The organism is Spirosoma pomorum, from assembly GCF_054776615.1.
In genome coordinates, this window is sequence record NZ_BAAHBP010000033.1 from 23,314 (window position 1) to 49,613 (window position 26,300).

A 26,300-nucleotide genomic window follows, 5' to 3' on the forward strand; every position below is an offset into this window, starting at 1 on the left:
GCACACAAGGCCAACAATAGCAATTATTTAACTATCAGTCACTTACTCATAAAACAAGATCAGCCGTAGTTTCCCGATCATACATTTATCCGATTGATTGACGCTTAGCACGCCAGTAGCTTTGACACAAGTTCTTCGACGTACTGTCAACCTAGTGCCAAGCATGAAAACACCTTTACTGCGTCTACTTTTCGGGTTTTGGTTGCTTTTTCCAAGCTGGATTTTCCCCACGCAGATAAGCCAGGCACAGTCCCAGGACGCGCAGCCAAAACGACCTTCGCCAGTCAAGGTATCAGGCGGCCTAAACGCCTACGCGGGCGCCTACACAGCCAGCGGTATTGCCGCCCGGAATCAGACATCTCCCTTCGGTTTGAGTGGCTCGGTAACAGTGGCCTTACCCGGTGGAATCTCGCTTCCTTTCTCAGCCGTATTGGGTAACCAGGGTAGTAGCTTTCGGCAGCCGTTCAACCAGTTTGGCATATCACCGACCTACAAATGGGCCACGGTTCACGCGGGCTATCGCAACGTCAGCTTCTCGCCTTTCACCCTGGCTGGCCACACGTTTTTGGGCGGGGGCGTTGAACTGAATCCAGGTAATCTGCGACTGGGTGCCGTGTACGGTCGGTTCAACAAAGCTATTTCGAGTAACCTCGCCGAACCTGACATCATTCCGGCCTATCAGCGAACGGGTTACGCCGTGAAAGTGGGCTACGGCAAACCCGGCAACTACGTCGATTTGATTATGCTCCGCGCCCGCGACGATTCGTCGTCCATCGCTACGGTTCCCCAATCCGTTACGCAAACCGTCATTCCCGCCGAAAATCTGGTCGTTGGGCTTACCAGCCGCCTGCTGGTCATCAAGCAAATTACGGTCGAGTTAGACGCAGCTGTTAGTGCTTTTACCCGCGACGTTCGCAGTTCATTGGTATCGGCCGAAGGTAGCAATCCTGTCGTAAGGCTGTTTGGTAAATTCTTTACGCCCCGCCTGTCTACTCAGCTCACTCAGGCTACCCAGGCCGCCGTCGGCTACCGGGGCAAGAACGCAGGCATTAAGCTGCAGTACAAACGTATTGATCCTAATTTTCAGACGATGGGCGCGTACTATTTTCAATCGGATATTGAAAGCTACGCCATTGCGCCCAACCTAAATATGCTGGAAGGAAAGCTCCGGCTGTCGGGCAGTTATGGCTACCAGTTCGATAACCTGGCAGGTAACAAAAATGCCCGGACGGGGCGCTCTATCGGCTCACTGGTGGTGTCATATAATCCAGCTACAGCTTTTGGTCTTGACGTACAGCTATCGAATTACGGCATTAGTCAGCAGGCCGGGCTGCGGCCGGTGATTGATACGTTACGGCTGTCGCAGAACAACTTATCGGCCACAATCAACGGCCGGTATACGCTACAGAAAGACGCTATTCTACAGGTTTTTACGCTGACCACGACTTATCAGAAACTCAGTGATCTGAACGCCAATACCGCTAACCAGACCGAGAACACCAACACCAACCTGAACCTCGGTTATTTCTACCAGCAGACCGAAACGGGCTGGGGCATCAACGGTATGCTGTCGTATACCCAGACACAACTGCCTATCATCATCGGGGACAGTAGCCGGGCGGTACGGTTCTTCGGCCCGACGCTGGGTGCCACCCAATCCTTCTTTGACAAAAAACTAACGACCTCGTTCAATGCCAGCTACCTCGTCAATCAGCAGTCGGGCGTAACGGGGCAAGTGCTAACGGTTTCGTTCAACGGCGGCTATCAGCTCGCCAAACGGCAGACGCTCACGCTGTCAGCTAATTACCTGAACTCGAATACGGGTATTCAAGCCCAATCTTTCAACGAACTCAGAGGTACTCTCGGCTATGGCATCTCCTTCTAATACCATCCATCTATTCAGGAAGATCTGCGCTGGCTTATTCCTTCTGTTACTATTGGTAACGGTGGATAGCCGGGCACAGACCTTTCCATTACAGATTCAGGTTTCGGTGATGCCGCCCTACAGCGCCTATTTGCAGGATTATCCCGGCACAGGGCAGCAGGTGCGCGTTTTTCTCATTAATACCAGCCGTCAGACGTACCAGGTACGATTAGCAGGGCAACTGACCGGCGACAACGGCATCGAGATTCGAACATCACCGAACTACCGCCCACCCCGCCCCTTAACAGTTCCTCCCGGCCAGACTCTCCTGACCCGCAATGATCTCGAAGGGCTATTCGATCTGAATCAAATTGAGGTAATAGGCATCAACAAGAATCTGCTGGCACGGGGGTTTCCGCTGCCCGACGGTACGTATCAGCTCTGCGTGCGGGCTTATAACGAAACGGCGGCTAACGCTACCGGCGTTACGTTCGGGCAGGCCCTCTCAGCCGAGTTTCCGCTGGGCTGCTCGGCGCCGATCGTGGTGCGTTCGGTCGAGCCGCCCATCCTGATTTCGCCCCTCTGCGATGCTGAAGTAACAGCCACCACACCCCAGGCTGTTGTATTTACCTGGACACCGCCAGCCGGTGTATCGCCCGCGCAGGTGGATTACACATTACGTATTGTTGAGTTACCGCAGGCCGACGTCGATCCGAACGTCTTTATCGACGCCATAGCCTTACCGAAATCTGGCGTTGAGGTGCGCGGTCTGCGGACCAGTACGTTTCTGTATGGTCCTACCCAGCCACCGCTTCAACTGGGCAAACGTTACGCCTGGCGGGTACAGGCCATCGACCGCTCGCGCCGGATCAACTTCCTGAACGATGGTAAAAGTCCCGTCTGCGTCTTTACGTACGGCGCAGGCCTACCTCCCCTGGCCAAAACGCCAGGTCTGGAGCTGGTTCAGACGCCCATCAAGATTATCCATATTCCCGGCCTGAACCCTGGCGAGGATACCCCACCGGCGGGTGCTACGGCGGTTGCGAGCAAATACACCCCCTACAAACAAACGCTTGGCGTCAAATGCTCCTGCTTTGTTGAGGTGCCGGACAACCAGCCGGTAGATAATACCAAGGTTTTAACGAGCAAGACGGCGACCATCGCGGGTTTTCAGCTTAGCCTGCTCGACAACGTTAAGGAATCGGAGGGCGGAGTACTGAACGGTGATGGTATGATTCCGATTCCCATTGTCAACAGCTCATTTGCCAAACTGCGCGTACACCTTTACGATGTACAGTGTAATGCCGCCGGACAGGTCATCAGCGGCATCGTTCGGGCTCGTCTGAGCGATTCTCCGGGCGCAGCATCGCTCATGCCAGGTTACGACAAACCCAACTATTCCCCGCCCACGTTGACGAGCGATCAGATTAGCAAATTCAGCGAGTTTTTCTCAACGCAGCAGGATCAACTGGTATCGGCCCTCAAAAATTCGGCGAACAGCGCGGGTTTTGGCGTGCCCTTCGGCATCGATAAAGCCATTGGGCCCGTACAGACGGTCATTGCGATTACTGACGTAACGTTCACCCCAGAAAACGCTTATTTCAACGCCAATACCTGGATAAAAGCCCCCGGCGAGCCCGGTGGGTTCAACGGCATTCCACTTAGCGGGTATAATCTGTGTCTATCGCCCGACAAACCTTGTGGTGATGGTATTCTGTACTTGGCCAGCGAGATGAAGCTAACTAATTATCTCTCGCTAAAAGGGCTGGATGCCGCCCCGCCCGCCGGACCTTTTACGCTCCCCGACACGACGCAGATTACGTACGCCTTATTCGATCAGAACGGCTACCGACAGATGCGGGTGCATGCCGCCCTGAAACCACCCAAGCTGCTTGACGTTGCGACCAACAGTCAGCTCGCAATAAGCCTGAACTTTGGCATGACCGGTGCCGATTTCACCGACTGGACCGCCCAGGTGTTCTTCCCGGAATTTTACGTACAGGGGCTAAAAGATATTACGTTCGCGATGCAGCCCGGCAAACCGGCGCTCTACGACCATTCCGAAACGGCGACGCCCGGCAAACTCCCGGTGAATTACGATGGATATCAGCCGGGAGAAGAGAATCTCTGGAAGGGACTCTTCTTCCCCGAAATTCAGGTAAAACTGGGCGGCTTCTTCTCGAAACTCTCCCAAAGCGGCACAACGCTAACAGGCGGGGTACAAAATCTGATTTACGACGATAACGGTCTGACTGGTAAGGCCTATCTGACGCATCTGCTTGGGCTGGGCGACGGGAACCTAGCCAGCTGGTACGCATCGATCGACACGGTGGCCATTGATTTTTTGAAGAGTGACTTTCAGAGTTCACGTATGAACGGCCAGGTGGTCCTCCCCATTTTTAAGTACAAAGAGAACATGGACGAAAGTGCGGTCTGGCCATGGACCTGTACGCTGAAGAAAGACGAAAAAGGGGGCGACATGGCCTACCAATTTCTCATATCCCCCAAGCAGGATGCTGCCGTAGAGGTCTGGCAAGCAACGCTGGCGCTGAACAAAGACCTCACGTACATCTCCGTAGGCAACAAGTCCGGGAAGTTCGTGGCCGAAGCCGTGCTGGATGGCAAAGTAAGCATCAATACCGGAACGTTCATTTCCCCCGGCATGACGTTTAAGGGACTAACACTCACCTCCGAAGATCCGTACATCAAACTTGACGGCTTCACGACTTCGTTTGCGTCCCCCCAGAAAGATTTGGCGGGTATGCCGTTTACACTGACAGATGTGAACCTGAAAAAAGCGCTGGCACCGGCCCCGCTGGGGCAGTTCGACTTTAGCTTTACCGGGGGGCTGGAACTGGCCGAAGCGGCCAGCCTGACCGCAACGGCAACGACCCGATTACGTTTCTCAGCGGGCTTGAGCGGAGGTCGGCCCGACTGGAAATACGTCGATACGTACGTAGATAAGGTAACGGGCGACGGTCACATTGGCCCGCTAACCGCAAAGGTTGACCTAGATTTTTACCACGACAACGCCAAATACGGTAATGGATTCAGCGGAGTAGCTACGCTGGGCCTAGGCTTCGTGGGCGGCCTGGCCGTCAAGGCTAAATTCGGAAAAACGATTGGCAACGACAGCTACCGCTACTGGTACGTCGGCGGGACGGCCGTACTACCGGCGGGGGGTGTTCCTATTGGAACGACGCCGGTAGCGTTCAAAGGGTTCGGCGGTGGAGCGTTCAGCCGAATGACACAGGTCACCGACAAGCAGGGACAGATCGATTATGAACCTAGCAGTAGTACGAAGTTTGGATTGCAGGCAAAAGTGATTCTCGGCACTACCGGATCGAACCTGCTGAATGTGGATGCCGGGCTAACGATGGCCTTCAGCGATAACATGTCGCCGTCACTTATCGGCATTCATGGTGATGCCTACCTATTAGCCAATGATCCACCGAATTATGGCAGCGCGCTGGCCAAAGGAACCGTCGATATAACCTACGATATTGCCCATGATGTGTTCGATACGAAGGGCGGGCTTACAGCCAGCTATGGTGTCGAAGGCTTCAAGGTTGAAGCTGTAGCCCGCGAGGTTGGACTACGCATCAAACCCAGCGAAGGCAAGTGGTTTTTCAGCCTGGGCGTCCCCAACGACCGTTTAGACCTCAACATTTACGTTGCCAGCAAAGACCCACTCTTTACGTTCGGCTCCTACCTGCTGACGGGCAATGATATTCCCAATAATCTGGGAAACCTTCCCCCTGATCCTTACAAGCTATCGGCCAAAACGAAAAACGACCTGCACTACAAACCGCAGGACATTACCCCCCTGATTGCCGGTAAAACTCCGCTATTAGCGTTTGGTGCTGGCTACCACGTCGGCAATGAATATAAAGTTGGGCCCTTCTTTCTGGACTTTAAGGGCGACATGGGCTATGACCTCGTGCTGTACAACACCGATCAGGCCTGTGGTGGTACGCTGCCAGGCATCAACGGCTGGTACGCAACGGGGCAGCTCTACGCCTATCTCTACTTCGCGCTCGGTATTGATGTCGACCTCTGGGTGTACTCCGGCCGCATAAAAGCAGTCGAACTGGAAGCCGGTGCCCTGCTACAGGGCGGTTTAGTCAACCCGATCTGGTTTCATGGCAATGTCTTCCTGCGCTATAGTGTCCTGCACGGGGCAGTCAAGGGCAAGATGAATATGGATTTCTGGTACAACAAGGACGGTCAGTGCAAACCGGCTTATACCCCGCCGAATCCGTTCGCCGACCAGCCACTCATTTCCCGTGTTGCACCAAGCACGGCAGGCGATGAACAGGTGTCGACGCTCACGCCCTTCTACGCCGAATTCAACTATCCGATCAACTCCGAAATGACCGTCGATGCCGTTACGCCGGAAGGAAAAACGCTGCATCGCCGATTTGACATTCGCTTTAAGAAAGGCGAATCGTTCGAAGCGGGGCTGGTCCGAAAAAGTGGTCCGGGTGGCTATGACCAATGCATAAACGATCCAACAGGTAAGATTAAATATGGCCAGGAAGGCTCCGAAGAAGAAGGGGAAACGTATACCGCTACGTTCTACCGGACATGGGCAATGACGCCCTTCTCACAGTACGATCTCAACCTAGGCGTTGAAGTCTGGCACGAATATACGCCTGACGATAACGATCCTGATTATAAATCAGGCTGGCACCCGTACCGCTATAAAAAATCACCCGTCGAGCAATCTGTTACGGCCTCTTTTAAAACGGGTGCCTGTCTGACTGGCCTCACCCGCGAGGGGGGCGAGAGCGCTACTGTACTGTTCTCCTATCCCTTCGAAGGGCAGCGGTATTTTACGCGTAAAGATGGGAGCGGTTTCGGAGTGATCATGCTGTCGGCTAAGATGTGCTGCATGAACAACCTAGCCAGCGATAAATACTTCTCGCTTCAGGTACGCATGACGCCTTACCAGAATGGAACAATCAACCCGACTAAAGCTGGCGGAGCGCTGTATGCCGATGCGACATTCAAAGACAATAACCGCGCTCAGTACAACTTGCCACTGGGCATTCAGGCCAACACGCTCTATGCCCTCGATCTGGTCCGGGTACCGACCCAGGCCTACATCGACGAGCAGGAAGCCCTCGCCAAATCCCTGAAGCAGAAAGCCGTTTCGGCCAGTTCGCTCAGTAAAAACAAGTTTTTAAACAGCTTATCGGTCGGTCCGAATCAATCGGTTGGTACAGCTACGTCCTCATCGGCTAGTGGGCCGATGGTGAATGCACAAACCAGCGTACAGCCGGTCGGCGTCGCAACGCCGGGAGCCGGCCTCGGGAACTTCGCACTGTCCGTCAACCAGAAAGCCGCTACGCTGACCGAGGAAGAATACCTGAAACAGCTAACGGCAACGGGAACCCGCTCGGTCAAATACAATGAACGATTGTCTGATTTGAAGCAGTTCAGCATCAGCTACAAACAGCCGGATGATCCCGAGAGCTTGTCGCAGAAGTACGAGCAGATTCTCTACAGCTATTACTTCAAAACCAGCCGTTTTGATCGGATGGAAGACAAGCTCAAAGCGGTGACCATGCTGGCGACGAATCAGAAAATCTACCCCGTCATGCGGAACGGCTACAGCCAAGACAACGCGTACGGCATTGGTTTCCAGTCGCCCGAGCCCTTCGATACGTTCGAGCTGGAACCACAGCCCGTGCCCAATGGCTCGATCATGATTCAGCCACTGGTCAACTTCCGCGACAACAGCTACAACGACTGGGTCAGCAACTTCATGATCCCCATGTTTGGCGCCCTGATCCCAATGGGTCTGGACAGCAAAGCGCTCAAATCGGTCTACGAAGCAAAGGATTATCTGCTCATGTACAACCGGACCGACTTTGCGGCTCCTGAACCTCCGCTCTCGTCGAAAAAGATCAAAGCCATCCTTAAAAACGCGAACCACCAATGAAAACGCTATCCTACTGGCTGCTCCTGGTCGCGGGAGGACTGGCCTGCGGTACAACACTGGCTCAGAAACCGGGCAATCTGAATAAAACGGTACAAACGCCGGGCAAGTCGACGATTAAGAACCAGGTTAGTGGGGCACTGGCAAACTCGGATCAGGGCAACAAAACTGCATTTGCCAGCAGCACACCAATAAGCAAGGAGCAGATGACGCTGGTGGCCAACGGGGTGCCGCTCAACGATCTCGACGTTACTGCCATCAGTAGTAATCTGATCCCCGAAAACAAAGATCCGCTGGGGAATTACCTCAAGCAGGGACAGTCGGCTACACCAATGACCTACGGCTTAACGTACAAAAGCTGGGTCATCTTCGACGAGTGGCTGCAGCGCATGGCCGTCTGCATGGACCGGTGCGAAGCGTTCTGGGATGCCTATCCCGCCACTCGAACAGCGACAACCAAGAAGCAGATGGTAGCAACGCTAGGCTATGGCGAAAATGAAACGAAGGCATTCATGGACGTCCTGAAAGCAAACGCTGATTTCTCATCAATTTTTCTGTTCTACGACGCCTTCGTGACCTACTACAACACGATGGATTACCAGCCCATGCGGAAGTATGCCGGTAAGGCAACCTTCCAGATCAGCTGGCTGGCGCTCGATCCGTACGACTTCTACATCGCGATCCTACAGAACAACCTGAGTATGATCGACGCTAAGGAGAGCTCCGGCAAGAACCGGGGTAACGTTCGTAAGACATCCACCTTCATCCCGGCCACAAAATGATACGTTCTACCCTTTCAATTTTACTGCTCCTGTGCCTGTACCAGGTTCGACCTGCTACGGGCCAAGCTCAGCGTCAGCGCACACCTGCCAAGGCTGACCAGCCATCGGGTAGTCAGTCTACCGGCCCCCAGCGTTACCACCTCGGCGCGGTAGCCCGCTCCTATGGTGATTCAATCATCGTACGGTGGGCTCCCGAACAGGCATTACTATTTAAAGCCGCCGTTCGTTCGGGAGGCTACCGGCTGACCCGCCGAACGGTAGGCGCTAATGAGGTCGTTGATATGACCGTCAAACCCTGGACGGTGGAGGAATGGAAGCAGCGCGCCAATCGACGGGATACCATTGCGGGCGTCTGCTCGCAACTCCTATGGGGCAAAGCCGAGCCGATGCCGTTCGACCAGAACGTGAACCTGAGTGGTATCCTTCAGCAGCAGCAGCAGAATAATTTTCGGCTGATGCTGGCGCTCCTACTTGCCGACGAAGACCCAAGACACGCAGCGGGTATGGGACTGGGTTACATTGACAAAAACGTCCAACGGGGTAAGCGGTACGTGTATGCTATATCGGCCATCACCGATCGAACCGTATTGTATTCCGACACGGCCCGTACCCTGATCACCAACGATGGTCCGCATCCCCAGGCTGACATGATCGCCATCAAAACAGAAGCGGGCGACCGCGTCGCAAAAATTTCCTGGAACCGGGCGCTGGCCGAAACACAGTTCTCGGCCTATTACGTTGAAAAATCAGTAGATGGAGGACGAACGTTCCGGCGGCTCAACAAACGCCCCTGGCTCCAGGCCCCCACGGGTAAGTTTGCCCAGGTATATGAGTACACCGACTCGCTAACCCAAAATTATCGGCCTGTTCAGTATCGGGTTATTGGACTGACGGCTTTTGGTGAGTTAAGTCAGCCATCTCCGATGGTTAGTGCGCAGGGCATTGACCGGACTGGCCCAGCCGCCGTCAGTAAACTCCAGGCCGTTCACCAATCCGGCGGACGGGTACGGCTGAGTTGGCAGTACCCCAAGCCACCTGGCGATCTGGCAGGCTACGTAGTGGCTAAGAGCACCGACTCACAAGGTCCGTTCCAACCCCTCACTGATCGACTTCTGGCACCTGGTCAGCGTGAATTTATTGACACGACGGCTATCCCCTCGCAACCAGCCTATTACGTGGTAGTCCCCGTCGATACGGCCCGGAATGCGGGGGCATCGCTTCCCGCTTATTGTCTGTTTAAGGACACGAATGGTCCATCTAAACCCAAAAACCTACAAGGCTACGTTGACTCTACAGGTTTTGTACGGCTAGTCTGGGACCGTAATCCGGAACCCGATCTATTGGGTTATATGGTCGTCTGGGCAAACGATCCATCGCACGTTTTCACGCCTAAAACGGCTGATTATCTGACGATCAGCGTCTTTAACGACCAGACAACGCTACAAACACTTACCCGAAAGATTTATTACCGGGTGATTGCTTACGACAAAAACCGGAACCCAAGCGTGGCATCCGACATCTTAGCGCTAACCCGACCAGATCGTATTGCACCGGTAGCCCCGGCCATCAAAAGCTATACTGCATCCGACACCGCTATCACAATCACGTGGACACCCAGTAGCAGCGAAGACGTAGACCATCAGCTACTGCTACGCCGGGATGGAGATTCCCCGCGCTGGACCGAGCTCAAAAAAGCAGCCAAGCAGCAAACGACATTTACAGATACGGACGTAAAACCTGGCATCGACTACGCATACGCCCTCATTGCCGTCGATTCAGCCGGTCTCCGTTCAGAGCGGTCATTTCCCCTGAACACCCGAACCTTACGAGCCTCCCCGAAATCCATTAGCAATCTTACCGTAACTGTTGATTCGCAACAGAAACGGACATCGCTGGCCTGGTCCTACCCCCGCAATGATGTTCAGTTTATTGTTTACCGGTCGCTGGCGTCGGCCGGTCTACGCAGTTACGAGGCCGTTCATCGGCAGACGACCTACGCCGATACCCGCGTGGCGGCAGGGCAATATGAGTATGCTGTACGAGTAATCTACCCCGACGGCACCCAATCAGGCCTGTCGAACCGGGTTAAAATCGAGGTCAAATAGCCATGAAATCATCCACACGCTACTGGTTGCTGGGCCTGTTATTGGCAACAGCATCCCGCCTGCTGGCCCAGTCCAACGCGCCAACCAGTCTAACCGGGACGGCCCCGGCTTATAACCAGGTGGTGCTGACCTGGAAAGATAACTCGACGGGGGAAACCAAATTTGAGATCGAGCGAAACAACTTCACTACGTTCACGAAAATTGGTGAAGTTGCAGGAAACATTACGACATATACCGACAACACGGTTGGCGGGGGTACGTATCGCGTCCGGGCCATTCTGGCGACGGGTGCGCCAACGACGTACTCAAACGAGTTTACCATTTCCACCCCACCTCAACCGCCCACGTCACCGACCGATCTGGTGGCTACGGCCGAAAGCAGCAACAGCATCAAACTAACCTGGAACAATGGCTCGGGCGGCACGCCAACGGACTACCAGATTGAACGGGGCACGGTAGCCGGAGGTCCGTTCAATCTGCTCCAGACGGTAGCCTACAGCCGAGCTCCCACCTTTACGGACAATGGCGCGGTAGGCGGTACGCAGTACTGCTACCGAATTCGGGCACGTAACACGGGTGGTTCCTCCAACTACACAACGGCGGTCTGCGCAACGCCCCCCCTCGCTCCGACGAGCGTCAACAATTTGAAGGCAACAGCGATCAGCAACAGCTCCATCAAACTAACCTGGGACCGGTACGGCAAAGAAATCAGCTTGTCGATCGAGCGACGTATAGGACAGACCGGTAGCTGGTCACGGGTGGGGGCCGCCACGTCGGATGGGGGCGAATATACCGATAATGGCCTGAGTGGCGGAACAGAATATTGCTACCGGATTGCCGAGGATGGTCATAATTATTCAAGCATTGCTTGTGCCACGACAAGCGCCAGTGTTCCCAACGCCCCCGCCCGGTTGACGGCTACGGCGGTATCAAGTAGTCAGATCAACCTGCAATGGGCTGACCTGTCGGATAATGAAACGGGTTTCCAGATCGAACGGGGTAACACTACGACCGGAACGTTCTCTAAAGTTGCCGACGTGGGGGCTAATGCAACCACCTTCAGCGATCAGAACTTAACGGCTAGCACTCAATACTGCTATCGTGTCCGGGCGGTGAACGCAGCAGGAACCAGTGGCTATACGGACGTACAATGCGCGACAACAACAGCCCCACCCGTGGGTGCTCCGCAGAATCTGGTCGCAAATGCCACGTCGACAACGCAGATCAACCTAACCTGGACGGGGGTCGCAGGGGCCGCCAGCTACCAACTGGAACGTAGCCCGAACGGTAACGACACCTGGACGAAGATCGCTGATCCGGCAGGGAGCTCAAGCAGTTACACCGATCCGAACCTAACCCCGAATACGCGCTACTATTACCGCATTCGGGCGGTCGTTAGCGGCACTGCCGGGCCATACTCCAACGTAACGAACGCGCTGACGCCCGACGCACCACCAGCCGCACCGGCCCGACTCACGGCCAGCGCGACCTCCTTTAGCCAGATCAATCTGAACTGGGCAGATCTGTCAGCGAATGAAACCGGATTTCAACTGGAACGCTCAACCGACGGAACATCCTTCTCGAAAGTGGCGGATATTGCAGCTAACGCCACGAGTTATAGCGACCCGAACCTGAGTCCGAATACGCGTTATTACTACCGTATTCGGTCAGCCAACGCAGCTGGTAATTCGGACTATTCCAACGTAGCGGACGCCACTACGCCCGTCGGTCCACCAGCGGCCCCACAAGGCCTCAGTGCTGTTGCCACGTCGACGACTCAGATCAACCTAACCTGGACAGGGGTCGCCACTGCAACGAATATCCTGATCGAACGCAGCCCCAACGGAACGGATAGCTGGAATCAGATAAGTAGCGTGACTGGTAGCGCGACAACCTACGCCGATCAGGGCTTGAGCCCAAATACACGCTATTATTATAGAATCCGGGCCACGAACGGCACAGGAACTGGGCCGTATTCCAGTGTAGCGAACGCGATTACACCCGACGCGCCCCCAGCAGCTCCGGCCCGGCTTACGGCTAACGCAACATCCTTCAGTCAGATAAACCTCAGTTGGGCGGACCTAGCAGGCAATGAAAGTGGGTTTCAGGTCGAACGTAGCCCTAATGGGACCGATAGCTGGACGAAGATCGCGGACGTTGCAGCAAATACAACCAGTTACAATGATCAGAACCTGAGTCCACAAACCCGGTATTATTACCGCATACGGGCGGTTAACGCAGCGGGCAACTCCGATTATTCCAACGTAGCGGACGCCACTACGCCCGTCGGGCCACCAGCAGCCCCGCAGAGTCTCAGCGCTGTTGCCACCTCAACAACGCAGATTAACCTCAGCTGGAACGTAATTGCGACGGCGACAAATGTCTTAATCGAGCGCAGTCTAACTGGTACCGATGGCTGGAATCAACTGGCCAGTGTAGCCGGTGACGCGACAACGTATGCCGACCAGGGCTTAAGCCAGAACACCCGTTATTATTACCGTATACGGGCAGTCAACGCCAGCGGTAATGGTCCGTATTCAACCGTTGCCAGCGCAGTAACACCTGACGCTCCGCCGACTGCTCCAGCCCGGCTGACAGCAGCGGCAATATCATTCAGTCAGATCAATCTGAGCTGGGCGGACCTGTCGGCAAACGAAAGCGGTTTTCAACTGGAACGCAGTCTCAATGGCACCGATGGCTGGAACAAAATTGCGGACGTAACGGCTAACGTAACAACGTATACTGATCAAAACTTGAATCCGCGAACGCGTTACTATTACCGCATTCGGGCGATCAACGCGGCTGGCAATTCAGGCTATTCGAACGTGGCTGATGCTACTACACCCGACGCGCCCCCAGCCGCACCAACCCGACTGACGGCAACGGCTACGTCGAACACTCAGGTTAACCTGAGCTGGACAGATGGGTCGGATAACGAGACGGGCTTTGAGTTGGAACGTTCGACGGATGGTGTAGGCTGGACACAGGTCGCGAATCTACCTGCTAACGCGACTACGTATCAGAATACGGGCCTCACGCCCAACGTTCGGTATGCCTACCGTGTTCGAGCCATCAACGCAGTTGGGCAGTCAGCCTACTCCAACGTAGCAGAAGCCAGCACGCCCGATGTACCACCAGTAGCGCCCGCCCGACTCACGGCTACCGCTACCTCCCCGACTCAGGTTACGCTGGCGTGGGCCGACTTGTCAACAAACGAAAGTAGTTTCGAACTCGAACGGGGCAGCAGCGCTACCGGTACGTTTACTAAACTTGCCGACGTACCAGCCAACGCCACCACATACACGGACCAAAATCTGGCTGACAACACAGCGTACTGTTACCGGATACGAGCGAAAAACGCGGCTGGCTTATCGGCTTACACTGATGTTGTATGCGTAACAACGCCCCTGGCTCCTCCGGCTGCCCCCGTCAACCTGACGGCGCAGATCTTCGACTACGACCAGATACAATTGAACTGGTCATTGCCGAGTGCATCAACCAACCTGGTTCTCATTGAGCGGTCCACAAATCCAACATCCGGCTTTGTGGAAATCGGCCAGCGTCCCGCGTCACAAACGAGTTATATCGACGCAGGTCTACAGGAATACACGACTTACTACTACCGAATTCGGGCGACCAATGCCGCGGGAAATTCAGGCTACTCGAACGTAGCGTCGGCACGAGTGGACGAGGTAATTATCGCCGTTGAAACTGAATTTATCGCGCAGACAACCCTAATCGTCCATAACCGGAACCTGACCATCAATACAAACTGGCAACGAATGGCCGACGCATCTGTTCGGCTACTAAGTGCATCTGGTCAGGAAATGCTGTCCGACCGGCGCCGGGTCAAATCCGAAGACAGCTGGCAGTATGACTTGAACGCCCGGCCAGCGGGTGTGTACATTCTTCGAATCGAAGCCGACGGCCGTGCCTTCGCCAAACGTTTTCTACTGCCATGAAAAAGATATGTATTCTGCTGGCGTTGATTTTAATCGGCTGTCAGCCTAAACCGATTACGCCGATTACCAGCCAGATCAGCAAGGTCTGGAAAGCCAATACGGTTAAGGAGGGCGACGTGCTGGTGTTTACGCTGGGCGCCAGCAATAACATTAAACCTGGCTATGCAGGTTATCGGCTGGATTTAAGTCAGATCGACAAAGCCACGTTGAAGGACATTGACGGTCGCCTGCTAACGGGCACCTGGCGCGTATCGACCGATAACAAACGGCTAATTCTAGACAATCTGGTGCCAAAACCGACCAAAACAAGCGGCCTTATCGAGTTCACGATTCTCAACACCCCCGACGGTTCCAGTCTTAACCTGCAACGGCTGGACCAGAGTCGAAAAACTGGCAACACCCTTAATCAGTACGGGCTGATTCCGGAATAGATGACGGTGATAAACATGAATAGAGATCGTAACGGCCGTTACGATCTCTATTCTCAAATCTTATCTCTTTCTTCTAAAAACCCAATAAAATTAAAGCATCGTCAGTGCTTCGTCGTTGCCCTGCTGCACCGCCAGATCGAAGGCAGTCATGCCGCGATTATCTTTAACAAACTTATCTACACCGGCCTCTAGCAGTAATTTCACCATGTCATTCCGGTTAAACATAACCGCAAACATCAAAGCCGTGCTGCCATTACCATTCTGCACGTCCAGATCGGCGCCATGCTCGATCAGCAACTGGACAATCTCGGGATAGCCTTTGAACGACACTCCCATGAGGGCCGTATTGCCGCTCACGTCCTGCGCGTCGACATCGGCATGTCCTTCCAGGAGCACCCGTGTAGCGTCCAGATGACCGCTATAAGCCGTCAGAACCAGGGGCGTAAAACCCCGTCCGTCCTGCGCATCGACCGACGCCCCGGCCGCAATAAAATCCCGGAGGGCAGCCGCATCACCCCGGCGGGCTGCGTCAAACAGCGTGTCTTGGGGCTTATCAGAATAAAAAGACATCGGAATCAGAATTGAGTGGTTTCTAATGAATCTGGTAACGTAACAACAAAAAGAGGCTTTTTTTCTTCGGAATTATTGAATCTCTCTAGCCAATTGATTTATTGGCGCGGCTTCAGCAGCCTACGTTTGAAAAAATCAGCGGTTGCTTTGCCAACGGTCAGCGCGTTGACGTGCTTCATCCAATGGTGTGTGTCGTTCACGATAACCAGCGTTTCCATCGGCACATTCCGCTTTTCGAGTCTTAGCACCAGGTCAGTGCTCTGGTTGAACTGTACATTACGATCGTCGTCTCCGTGGATGATCAGCACGGGGGAGGTCCAGCCTTTCACCGATGAAACCGGCGACGATTCCCAACCTATTTTACCAGCCAATTCCAGATCGGGCGCCTTTTCGAACCGACCGGGGGCTTTATCGCTGGCCCGGCGGGCAGTCCAGTCGTGAACACCATGAATATCAACCCCAGCCGCAAACAGTTTTGAGTCCCGCGCCAGCGCCATAGCCGTGAGATAGCCACCGTAAGAACCGCCGTAGACACCGATTTGATCCGCCTGGATCTGGGGTTGCTGGGATAGCCAGACCGCTGCAGCCTTTACGTCCTGGTATTCGGATGCACCATCCTCCCCTCCGGCCGGTGCCATGTGAAAATCATAGCCGTAGCCAATACCCAGCCGGTAATTGACCGACAGAACAGCAAAACCCATACTCACCAGATGCTGATTGATGGCATAGGCATTGGAGTAATAATCGGAGTAATTCCAACCCAGCAGCATCTGCCGCGACGGACCGCCATGGACGTAAATAATGGCTGGTTTCTTTCCAGAACTACCCGCCGGCTCGAACAGTTGCGCGTGGATGGTCAGCCCATCCGGCGATTTGAACGTAACGGGTTTTGGCATTACCAGCCGGTCTTGCGGGAACTGCGATGGGATCAAGTTCTGGGCCAGCACCTTCGGCGTTCCTTTGCCAAACGGCATTACGGTCGGTAGCGGTGGCCGTTGCCCCGTTGCGCTGATCAGGACCAGCGTAGCCCCGTCGCCGGTGATAGCTGGTGTCCATTCCAGACCTGTGCCCGGTGTCAATATCTCCATAGCCGCCTTGTCGACCGGTACGCGCCCGACGTGCCGACGATCAATATCGTTTTTATCCGGCCCGGTGTTGGCACTGAACAGCAACCAGTTACCATCATGACTTAACGAAACATGCTCTACCATAAATGAGCCGGGCGTTAGCAGCAGTGGAGAGCCCCCGGTTACAGGAATCGAATAGAGGTGCGGCCAGTTATCGTGACTGGACAGAAACGTGATTCGGTCTTTACTCGCCCAGTGCAGGTTGAACCCACCGTGCGTAGCCGGGATGGAACCACGTAGCGTTTTCGGTGCTTTCCAGCATTCTTTGGCCACGCCCGACGTTACGTCGACCGTCCAGATAGCCCAGGCTGTAGGAACTCGTTTCAGTAGTGAATCAGGTTCACCACCGCTGCCCGCGGTTCGCACAAAGACCAGTTGTTTCCCATCCGGCGACCACTGTGGTGAGCGATCTTTTGCAAACGAGGGGGCCAGCCAGCGAATGGGTGTTTCGGTATCGGTAAATACGCCAATAAACGAATGGTCGCCCCGGTCGCAGACAAAGGCTAATTGCGAACCATCCGGCGACCAGGCTACAGACCCGTTCGCTCCTCGCGCCTGAAACAGTGCCTTGCCCGGTGCGCTACCACTGATGGGCGCCGTCCAGATTTGCCCACCTTTTACGAACGATACATTGTCGCTTTTCGGCGAGATAACCGGCTCATCGGCTTCGGCCAGTGCTTTAGGCTCTCCACCAGAAAACGGCACACTCCATACTTGGACGACAGGGGGCGTGGGCGACGAGTTTACGTTGACAGGGACGTTATCATCCCAGTTGGAGCCGTGATCGCCACCGCGCACGTATACCACCCATTGCCCATCATCGGAAATGGCCAGGCTGCTGATTTCCTGCCCATCGTCCTGCACGTAGCTGGTTAACCGGCGGGGTGTAAACTCCGGTCCTTCGGCAACATACACGTTTCGTTTCCCCTGCTCATTGAATACCCAGGCAATGCGGGAACCTTGCTTCGAACTGGTCATATCCGACGGAAACGGAGAACTCTTTACGGCCTCCAGCGAGAACGATTGTGCCGATGCCAGCGTCGGCAAGATTAGTGAAAAGGCCCCGAGCAGGGCGAGTAACGTAATTGTTTTCATGTAAGTCCGAAGAGGAGATGCAGAATGACACAAGTTAATCACACCACCAAGTAAGCCTTTTCAATCTACATTTAAATAATAATCAGAATAATATTTTGCAAATCAAATCAACTAATGCAAAACTGGCCTATCAATCATCATACACCTGCGATGATTGATAGGCCAGTTTTGCGCTTTATTTAAACGAATCAGATTTCGGAATACGCCGTTGGATGCAGCAGATAAATATCCGCCCGCATGAAGTTATGCGCGTATTCAGGCTTCGCATTCAATTCCTTCCAGCCCGGATCACTACCGAATGCTTTCCAGTGGGCGTCCCGTTCCGCTTTACTCTCGAAAGCCGTCATATACATCATATCCGGCATTTTCTTCCCAGCAATCACCTGACCACAGAAAACGGTATTGAAGCCCAGCCGCTCGAAGATACCTAACTCGCCGTTGTTAAACTGGTGAATTTTATTTTCACCCAGTTTCTCCGTAGCCGCTTCGTAATCGCGCAGTTCATAGATCCGCTCCGACGGACCAGCCTGGAGTTTGGGAAGACGTACGGCCGGCATTGTGGTAAACGCCTGCATTAGCGTTGACTCAAAACGGCTAAACACGGGTTTGTCAAATGCCGTATTCGTGTACTCCTGCGCGACCGTTACATACTGTTTGTCTTTGGTCAGCGTTTCGGCCATCCCGGAGAATTGATCCAGAGATTTGAAGGGAATCAGCACGAACAGCACCGAATCAGCGTCGGTAGGCATGAACACGCCTACTTTACCAACACCCGCCCGATGCAAGGCAGGCAGATAAGCCTCTTTTAAGTACGTTTCCAGCCGATCCCGCTGGTTTTTGTCCTTCAGGTGGTACGTCTTAAGCTGGTAATATTCGCGTTTGGGCGCAACGGTGAAAGCGGTGATGAGGACGGCGAACAGACCGCAGGCCAGCGCGCCAATGAGTTTTCGGATAATCATAGTTGCATAAAGATGTATACTCTTTCATAGAAGGGCTATAAGACAGAAAACTCCTTATGCCGAAAACAAAAAAAGCCGAACGAATTTATCCGCTCGGCTCAATATGATTTATTCTGATCTTCTTACAACATAACTGGCTGTCCCGTCCGCACCGACTCGTCGCAGGCAAAGGCGATCTGTAAGCTGTTAACGGCGTCCTGCATGTGATCGGTCAGGTCAATATTTTCTGTAATGGCTTTCAGGAAATACCGCTGCTCCCGGTTACAAAGCTCCTGGTGATCGGGTTCATCCTGCATGTCGATCCAGGTATCTTCTTTCGTAAAGTGGTCATTGGCGTCCAGGTCGGCGTAATGCACCCGCAACGATTCGGTTTTAGTGTGCGAATCGACGTTGTCCGACTTACCACTCCCCCCCGCGTTCTTCGCGACGATCGATACGCAGCCTTTAGGCCCGATTACGTCCTTGACAAAGAAGGCTGTTTCGCTCATCATCGGCCCCCAGCCCGCTTCGTACCAGCCCACAGAGCCATCCTCGAACCGAATTTGCAGCTGGCCGTAATTATAGTTATCAGCCGGAATCTCATCGGTCATCCGGGCACCGATGGCGTTCACCTGTACGGGTTTGGAGCGGGTCATTTGGCACATCACGTCGATGTAATGCACCCCGCAATCCACGATGGGGCTCAGACTTTTCATCAGATTCCGGTGAACGGTCCACATCGTGCCGTTGCTCTGCTGGTTCAGATTCATGCGCATCACCAGCGGCTTACCCATCGTCTGCGCCACTTCCACGAACTTCTCCCAGGATGGATGGTGCCGCAGGATGTATCCGACAACCAGTTTCTTTCCAGCTTTATTAGCCGCTGCGATAACCCGCTTAGCTCCTTCGACCGTATCGGCAACCGGCTTTTCGATAAACACGTGGCACCCCTGCTCAAACGCTTGAATGGCAAAGGATTCGTGGGTATCAGGGTACGTCGAGATGCAAACCGCATCGGGTTTGGTTTCCGCCAGAGCCGTCGTGTAGTCGGCGAAAAGCGCATAACCGCCCCCCAGACGCTCGTTGAGCACTTCTTTACTTTTCCCTGTCGATACGATTCCGCAGATCTCGAATCCGTCCAGCAGTTGATAAGCCTGGGCGTGTGACGAACCCATATTTCCGCATCCGACAACAAGGACCCGAAGCGGTGTAGTTGGTACTGACATAATGAGTTGATAGTGACCGGCCGGGCCAGTCGGATTAATAGTGGTAATCGGCAACTACGTAAAGGTACGACAGCAAATTCGTTGGCAGCAACCTTATCGCGCCTGTCCCGCCTTACGAATTAGCTCAACGACTCGATCAACAGGCAATTGCTCCACAGTATGCCCCTGGTCACCGGTCAGTGTCTGTGCCGCGAACACCGAGTTGATGATGGCTTCGTTCGTAGCCTCTATTGCTGCCATAAACAACGCCGATACGTTATCGTTCCGCAGGAGTTTTACGTCATCGAATGCACTCGCCGACTCATGCGGAATTTTGTACGCCGTCGATACGGCAATAACATAATCGCCACTCCCGTTGGAGGCAATCCCGCCCGTTTGCGCGAGGCCCATGAACGCCCGTTTAGCGAGTCGCTTGAGATTACGGGCGTCCAGTGGTGCATCGGTCATAACAACCATCATGCAGGAGCCGTCCAGCTTTTCTTTGAACGAGTACTTCCCCAGCGCTACGCCAATGGGCACGCCAGCAATTTGTAACACCCCACCAAAATTAGTTTGGACCAGCACCCCAACCGTATAGCCAGCCAGCGACGCGGGGAGTTTCCGAGAGGCCGTACCGATGCCGCCTTTGTAGCCGAAACAAACGGTTCCGGTCCCGGCGCCTACGTTGCCTTCGACCATAGAGCCAGCCTTAGCTTTGGTAATAGCCTCCAGTACGTGCTGCTTTTTTACGTGTCGTCCCCGAATATCGTTCAGAAATCCGTCGTTGGTTTCACCAATTACCGGATTGACGGAACGCACCTGCTCGTTACCGGACTGGGTCAGGGTGTAGTCTACAACAGCGTCGGCCGCCGTCGCCACGCTCAACGTATTGGTAAGCACGATAGGACTTTCGAGCGTCCCTAGTTCCTCCACCTGACTGTAGCCCATGAGCTTACCAAACCCATTGCCAATGTAGATGGCCGCGGGGAGCTTCTGCTGGAACAGGTTTCCGGTGTGCGGCAGGATGGCCGTTACGCCCGTTCTGACATTGTTACCCTCTTTCAGCGTCACCTGCCCTACCCGAACGCCCGGCACATCCGTAATCGCGTTATGCGCTCCGGTTGGCAGCACCCCGAAGTTGATCCCGTACTCGCGGGGACGTTTGGTAGGCTGCGCCTGCATCGCGGTCGAGATACTAAGACAAACGAGTAGTGCTGGAACAAAAACTTGAGCCATGAAGCGCATGCATTAGAGCAGTTTACGGTGGATAATATCAGATCACGCTATTATCCTTTCAGCGTAAATATAGAATTCACTGCGTTGTTTAGCACTTCATTCCGTAGAGATGATTACCGCTTTTGCGTCAATTGCAGCGAACTGTCGTTGATTTCAAACGCTTTCTTGTTCAGCAAATTGATCACTTCGGCCCCGGCTAGCAGTACCGGACCGTAGCCGTGCGCGGCATACACATTGATGGGGCGGTAGTAATAAAACGCCGGATCGAAGCCCATACCCGTTCCCACACAAACGCCTTCCACCTGTCCTTTCTGGTTCACTTTGGTTGATATGGCATTCCAGCCCAGCAGCGCCATCGGCGCATACGCCAGTTGATCAATCCAGCCGCGATTGATGGCTCGGGCAATGGCGTAGACGTAAATAGCCGTCGCTGATGTTTCGAGATAGGAGTCGTTTCGGTCGATGAGCTGGTGCCAGAAGCCAGAACCCGACTGGTACGCTGCTAACCCCCGAATATGCGCGTTCAGCTGAGCCAGCACCGCCGGACGATCCGAGTGACTTTCGGGTAATACGTCCAGCAGTTCGACCATCGTCATGACGGCCCAGCCGTTCGCCCGCGCCCAGTGGAATTCGGGGTGCGTAGCCATGCTCTCAACCCAGCCGTGCATGTAGAGCCCTTTTTCTTTGTCGAACATCCGTTTCGAGAACTGAAGCACCTGCTTCGTTGCCTCATCGAAATACTTTTTGTCGCCGGTAAGCTTTCCCATTTGCGCCAGCGCGGGCACACTCATAAACAGGTCGTCGAGCCAGAGCGTATTGGCTTGTGGCCGGTTCCGGGCCAGTGTCCCATCCGCCAGCCGGTGTTCCTGCGTCATGATGTACTTGATGTACGTATCGATCTGCGGCCGCAGATCGACCGACAGCTTTTTGATGAGCGACGCCCGAATCATAGCCGCGCACATTGCCCCAGCATCATCGAGTGCGTGCGGAGCCAGCATAGGCCGCAGGGACGTATTGGCCCGTGGGTCTTTGCTTACCTGATCCTGAAAGTAAGGGCGTAATCCCGCCAGAAAAGCCAGCCGTTTGTTGGTATACTCCGCGTAACGCGGATCGCCGGTGGCCTCGCTGGCCAGTAGCATCCCCGCGTACGTAACGCCCCATTCATAGCTCGTCAACCGGAAGTCGCCGGGTTTGATCACCGCGTTGGGCTGAAACCGCGTGAAGTCAGTTATTTCCTTACCAGTTTCTTTGTCGATCACCTGCGCCGGCGTTACCGCGTCCAGATACGTGTAAACACGGTTCAGCACCGCCGTTACGTCGGCCACTTTAGGCTGCCCATACGGCACCGGGTAGTCCGGCTGAAGCAGGTGAAGCGGGGTGGTCGAATCATTAACTTTGGCTGGAGCCGTCTGTCCCAGAGCGGGAATGACAGCCGTAGCAGCCCACAACAGGACGGCAGGTAGCGTAGCGCGTTTACGCATGAGTTAGCAAGGTTTAGGTAGGTTAAAGCCGACAAGCGGAAGAATGTACCTAAAAGTCGAACCTGGTAGGCTAATACTCTGACGAGTCCTGCTTTATCTGCTACTTTAGTATTTCGACGGTATTCAATTCAGGGCCGCCACCGTGGTTTGCCGACCCAGCAACGATATAAATCTTGCCTTTGTAAACAACCGCCTGCGTCCCGTGCCGCCCCTGCTTCAACCGGGGACCAGCTGCCCAGCGGTTCGTTTTTGGATCGAGCACTTCGGCTTCGTTATGAGCCTGTAACTGCTGCGTTTCACCACCAATTACCCAGACGTTACCGCCCTGTGTTACGGCCGTACTCCCCGCCCGCTGCGTCGGCAGGTTCGATTCCGCTGGCAGTGTTGTCCAGCTATTACGTTTGAAATCATACACGTCGACTTCGGGCAGGGTTGTTTCCAGTACCTTGCCAATTCGTGCCGTCGATTGCCGCCCACCCGCTACGTATAGCTTTCCATCGGCTACCGTTGCCTGAAAGTGATCACGGGGCCGGGGGGCGTCGGCCAGCCGTTTCCAAGTATTTGTTTTGGGATCGTACTCATCCAGCCAGGCTACGTGTCCATCGTAATGGCCATCAATGATACCACAGACCAGATAAATCTTATCATTATACACAACCGTTCCGGCCGATCCCCGAAGGCGTTCAGCCGGAATCACCGGCCCCTGTCGCCACGCACCTGTTTTCGGTGAGTAGATATAAATATTGGGAAGCGGGGTTTCGTGCGGAAAACTTCCTTTGAACGCACCCATCACGTAGATTTCATCGTTGTAGCTGACCGCCTGAAAGTGGTTCATTTCAACGGGGGGCGTCGGTAGTCGCTGCCAGACCAGCGTTTTCAGACTAAGTGCTTCGAGCGGCTTTATTCCCCGCCCACCGATAGCGTATAAACTATCGCCGATCAGGGTTGCCGCATTTTCGTGACGTACCTCACAGGTATTCTTGGTTTCAACTGGCTGCCACTCCTGCGCCTGCGCCAGGACGGTCATCGTTAATAAATGAGCACAGGTAAAGACAAGCTTTTTCATAGTAACAAGGAGTATTGCAGTAAAGAGGTTTCATCACCCCCGTTTTACTCAATTACACCAGTAGGCACACAAAAAGAGCTAGATCGATTTTACGAACGCAAGGATGTCCTGATATATCTGGTTGTTTTTCCAGAACAGTTGGAGTACCATGCCTATGTGTTTCTTGCGGGGGATAATTGTGAACGTATGGCGAATACCGTTCTCCGTCAACCGTTGCCGAAACTTCTCGCTGCTACTTTTTATGCTCGGGTATGTCCGCTCTCCAACGTACAATAGCATGGGCGGAGCGCCCTTGTGCACGTAGTACAAAGGAGACACAGCCCGCCAGACCGCCGGGTCTTTTCCGTAAGGTACCAGATACTGTTCATCGTTGGGGTACTCCATCTTTTTCAGATAGTCGTACATATCCAGCCCCGCGGGATCGTCGAGTATGGCTCCCTTAACCGGGTTTTCTGACAAACCCAGCTTGGTAAACAGTGCGTTATCCATCGCCAGCAGCGCGGCTAGTCCTGCACCGGCCGAATGGCCCATCACAAAAATTCGCTCCGGGTCACCGCCGTAGTCAGCAATGTGTTGTTTCGTCCACCTGACAGCAGTGGCACAATCGTCGGCCATAGCTGGCACGCGCACGGTTGGCGCTAGTCGGTAATTAATGACCACCGCAACGCAACCCTGCTTGGCCAATCGCCGACCAATAAACGTGTATATATTTTTATTGCCACTATTCCAGCTACCACCGTGAATAAACACCACAACAGGACGTAACGTAGTCGACGTTTTGCGGGGCTGGTATACATCGAGCCGATGACGCTCGGCATCGAAGCCAGCGGCCCCAGGCTCTACGTAAGCAATATCTTTAATTCGTTTACTGGGACGGGCAATCGCGTATTCGTTGCCCAGGCTGATCAACAAAACCAGGAGAGAAGCCATAGCAGGAAGCTGCCAGGCCAGGCGAATAAATGACATAGGGTGAAATTAAACGGCCCATTCTTCAAGGGCTTAGTACGCTAACATGTACGGATGCATAGTGTTTCTGGTTTGTTTGTCCTCTTCTACGTGTGCTTCTGTTTTCCTCACTTACCAGTATTTTTTAACAGTAGTCTGCTTACTCTATTGATAACTTTTAGATCGTTTCTCATTACGCATGGCATCCTTCTATTTAAAACTAACGTGTCTGGTAACGGCGCTGACCGGTCTTAACGCAGCGAGTGTTTCCGCTGGTAACGACGCACCTCTACCCGCCCGCAAGGCTGCCGATCCGGTAGCCATCAAAGTGCCGGCTGGATTTTCAGCGACCGTTGTTGCCGACGATCTGGGAGCCGCCCGTCACATTGCGATTACCAAAACGGGCGATATCTACGTAAAACTGGCTAAACTGAAAGATGGAGCCGGAATCGTTCGTTTGCGGGACATCAATCAGGATGGTACTCCCGACGAACGTACCAGTTTCGGTGATTACCCAGGGACTGGTATATTCCTGAAAAACGGGTACCTCTACACCTCCTCTAACAGCAGTATCTATCGCTATAAGCTCAATGACAAGGACGAAGTCATCAACCCCACTCAACCCGAGAAGCTAGTCTCCGGACTCCGCGTTAAGGTGCGGGACCAATCCAAATCCATTGCTGTCGACAACCAGAATAATATCTACGTCAACATCGCATCGGATAATGACGCCTGTCGGGAGCCAGGTACGGGCAAAGGCATGATGCCCTGCCCCCTCCTGGATTCGGCTGCGGGTATCTGGAAGTTCAAAGCGAATGTCAGTGACCAGCAGTTCAGCGACGGAACGCGCTACGCAACCGGCTTAAAGAACGTAGTTGGCCTGGACTGGAATGGTAAAACAAACTCGCTCTTTGTCATGCAGCACGGTCGGGGGCAGTTTCATGATTTCTACCCTCAGTACTACACGCCCGAGCAGAGCGCTACGTTACCCGCCGAAACGATGTACGAAGTGCGTCAGGGCGATAACGCAGGCTGGCCTTATACCTATTACGACCATATTCAGAAGAAACAATTTCTAGCCCCCGAATACGGTGGCGATGGTAAGAAGGCTGGTGACCCTTCCTATATCAAGCCAACAGCCGCTTTTCCTGCTCACCTAGGTCCTAACGGCCTGTTATTCTATACGGGCACCGCCTTCCCCGAAAAATACCGAAACGGAGCCTTTATTGCTTTTCACAGTCAATCGGCAGAATTGAAGAAAGGGTATTTTGTGGCGTTTGTTCCCTTCAAAAATGGAAAGCCGTCAGGCAACTGGGAAATATTCGCCGACAACTTCGCAGGAACCGATCTGGCGAAACCAACCGGCCCTGTACAGCACCGGCCCTGCGGTCTGGCGCAAGGCCCCGATGGCTCCTTGTACGTTACCGACGACCTGGGTGGTACGCTGTTCCGCATCAGTTATAACGGCGCTACCCGCCCGACAAAAACCGCGACGTCCTCAACTAAAAAGTAAGGAAGTGGTGTTGTTACGTGAAATGGATTTTCCGCA

15 protein-coding genes are annotated in these 26,300 nt (G+C 54.0%); 7 read left to right on the forward strand and 8 right to left on the reverse strand.

Translation table 11 applies throughout. From position 1 onward, the window contains the following. Nucleotides 1-163 precede the first annotated feature (163 nt). From ACYVAD_RS20500 to ACYVAD_RS20525, 6 genes are read left to right on the forward strand one after another with little or no spacing between them, the layout of a single operon-like run. On the forward strand, nt 164-1,885 hold the full coding sequence (locus tag ACYVAD_RS20500) for a porin family protein (protein WP_461141404.1): 1,722 nt from the start codon (nt 164-166) through the stop codon (nt 1,883-1,885). Then, nucleotides 1,869-7,811 carry a hypothetical protein gene (locus tag ACYVAD_RS20505; RefSeq protein WP_461141405.1) on the forward strand — a complete coding sequence of 1,981 codons (5,943 nt, stop codon included), beginning with the start codon at nt 1,869-1,871 and terminating at the stop codon, nt 7,809-7,811. Before ACYVAD_RS20500 ends, ACYVAD_RS20505 begins: the two co-directional genes overlap by 17 nt. Beyond that, the gene (locus ACYVAD_RS20510) at nt 7,808-8,590 is read left to right on the forward strand and encodes a hypothetical protein (RefSeq protein WP_461141406.1); all 783 of its coding nucleotides are present in this window, start codon (nt 7,808-7,810) and stop codon (nt 8,588-8,590) included. Before ACYVAD_RS20505 ends, ACYVAD_RS20510 begins: the two co-directional genes overlap by 4 nt. Further along, nucleotides 8,587-10,695 (forward strand): fibronectin type III domain-containing protein, encoded by a 2,109-nt coding sequence (locus tag ACYVAD_RS20515; RefSeq protein ID WP_461141407.1) that lies wholly within the window; start codon nt 8,587-8,589, stop codon nt 10,693-10,695. Before ACYVAD_RS20510 ends, ACYVAD_RS20515 begins: the two co-directional genes overlap by 4 nt. 2 nt (nt 10,696-10,697) lie before the next feature. Then, on the forward strand, nt 10,698-14,657 hold the full coding sequence (locus ACYVAD_RS20520; protein ID WP_461141408.1) for a fibronectin type III domain-containing protein: 3,960 nt from the start codon (nt 10,698-10,700) through the stop codon (nt 14,655-14,657). After that, nucleotides 14,654-15,088, forward strand: a complete 435-nt coding sequence (locus ACYVAD_RS20525) for a hypothetical protein (protein WP_461141409.1) — start codon at nt 14,654-14,656, stop codon at nt 15,086-15,088. The genes ACYVAD_RS20520 and ACYVAD_RS20525 overlap by 4 nt, the downstream gene beginning before the upstream one ends. 90 nt (nt 15,089-15,178) lie before the next feature. Here ACYVAD_RS20525 and ACYVAD_RS20530 read toward each other — a convergent pair whose 3' ends face one another. From ACYVAD_RS20530 to ACYVAD_RS20565, 8 genes are all read right to left on the reverse strand, one after another. Further along, nucleotides 15,179-15,658: an ankyrin repeat domain-containing protein gene (locus ACYVAD_RS20530; protein ID WP_461141410.1), complete on the reverse strand. Its 480-nt coding sequence runs from the start codon at nt 15,656-15,658 to the stop codon at nt 15,179-15,181. 98 nt (nt 15,659-15,756) lie between these two features. Next, nucleotides 15,757-17,880: an alpha/beta hydrolase family protein gene (locus ACYVAD_RS20535; RefSeq protein ID WP_461141411.1), complete on the reverse strand. Its 2,124-nt coding sequence runs from the start codon at nt 17,878-17,880 to the stop codon at nt 15,757-15,759. Between the two features lie 188 nt (nt 17,881-18,068). Beyond that, on the reverse strand, nt 18,069-18,839 hold the full coding sequence (locus tag ACYVAD_RS20540; RefSeq protein ID WP_461141412.1) for an NIPSNAP family protein: 771 nt from the start codon (nt 18,837-18,839) through the stop codon (nt 18,069-18,071). 122 nt (nt 18,840-18,961) lie between these two features. Continuing rightward, nucleotides 18,962-20,044, reverse strand: coding sequence for a Gfo/Idh/MocA family protein (locus ACYVAD_RS20545; protein WP_461141413.1), 1,083 nt, complete (start codon nt 20,042-20,044; stop codon nt 18,962-18,964). 93 nt (nt 20,045-20,137) lie between these two features. Then, a complete protein-coding gene (locus ACYVAD_RS20550; RefSeq protein ID WP_461141414.1) occupies nt 20,138-21,259 on the reverse strand; it encodes a DmpA family aminopeptidase in 1,122 nt (373 codons plus the stop codon). A gap of 113 nt (nt 21,260-21,372) precedes the next feature. Further along, entirely contained in the window at nt 21,373-22,740 is a 1,368-nt protein-coding gene (locus ACYVAD_RS20555; RefSeq protein ID WP_461141415.1) for a glycoside hydrolase family 88/105 protein, read from the reverse strand. A 100-nt stretch (nt 22,741-22,840) separates the two neighbouring features. Continuing rightward, on the reverse strand, nt 22,841-23,806 hold the full coding sequence (locus tag ACYVAD_RS20560) for a Kelch repeat-containing protein (RefSeq protein WP_461141416.1): 966 nt from the start codon (nt 23,804-23,806) through the stop codon (nt 22,841-22,843). 78 nt (nt 23,807-23,884) lie between these two features. Continuing rightward, nucleotides 23,885-24,772 carry an alpha/beta hydrolase gene (locus ACYVAD_RS20565; protein ID WP_461141417.1) on the reverse strand — a complete coding sequence of 296 codons (888 nt, stop codon included), beginning with the start codon at nt 24,770-24,772 and terminating at the stop codon, nt 23,885-23,887. 178 nt (nt 24,773-24,950) lie between these two features. Between ACYVAD_RS20565 and ACYVAD_RS20570 the strand changes: the two genes are divergently transcribed. Next, entirely contained in the window at nt 24,951-26,264 is a 1,314-nt protein-coding gene (locus ACYVAD_RS20570; RefSeq protein WP_461141418.1) for a PQQ-dependent sugar dehydrogenase, read from the forward strand. Nucleotides 26,265-26,300: the final 36 nt, after the last annotated feature.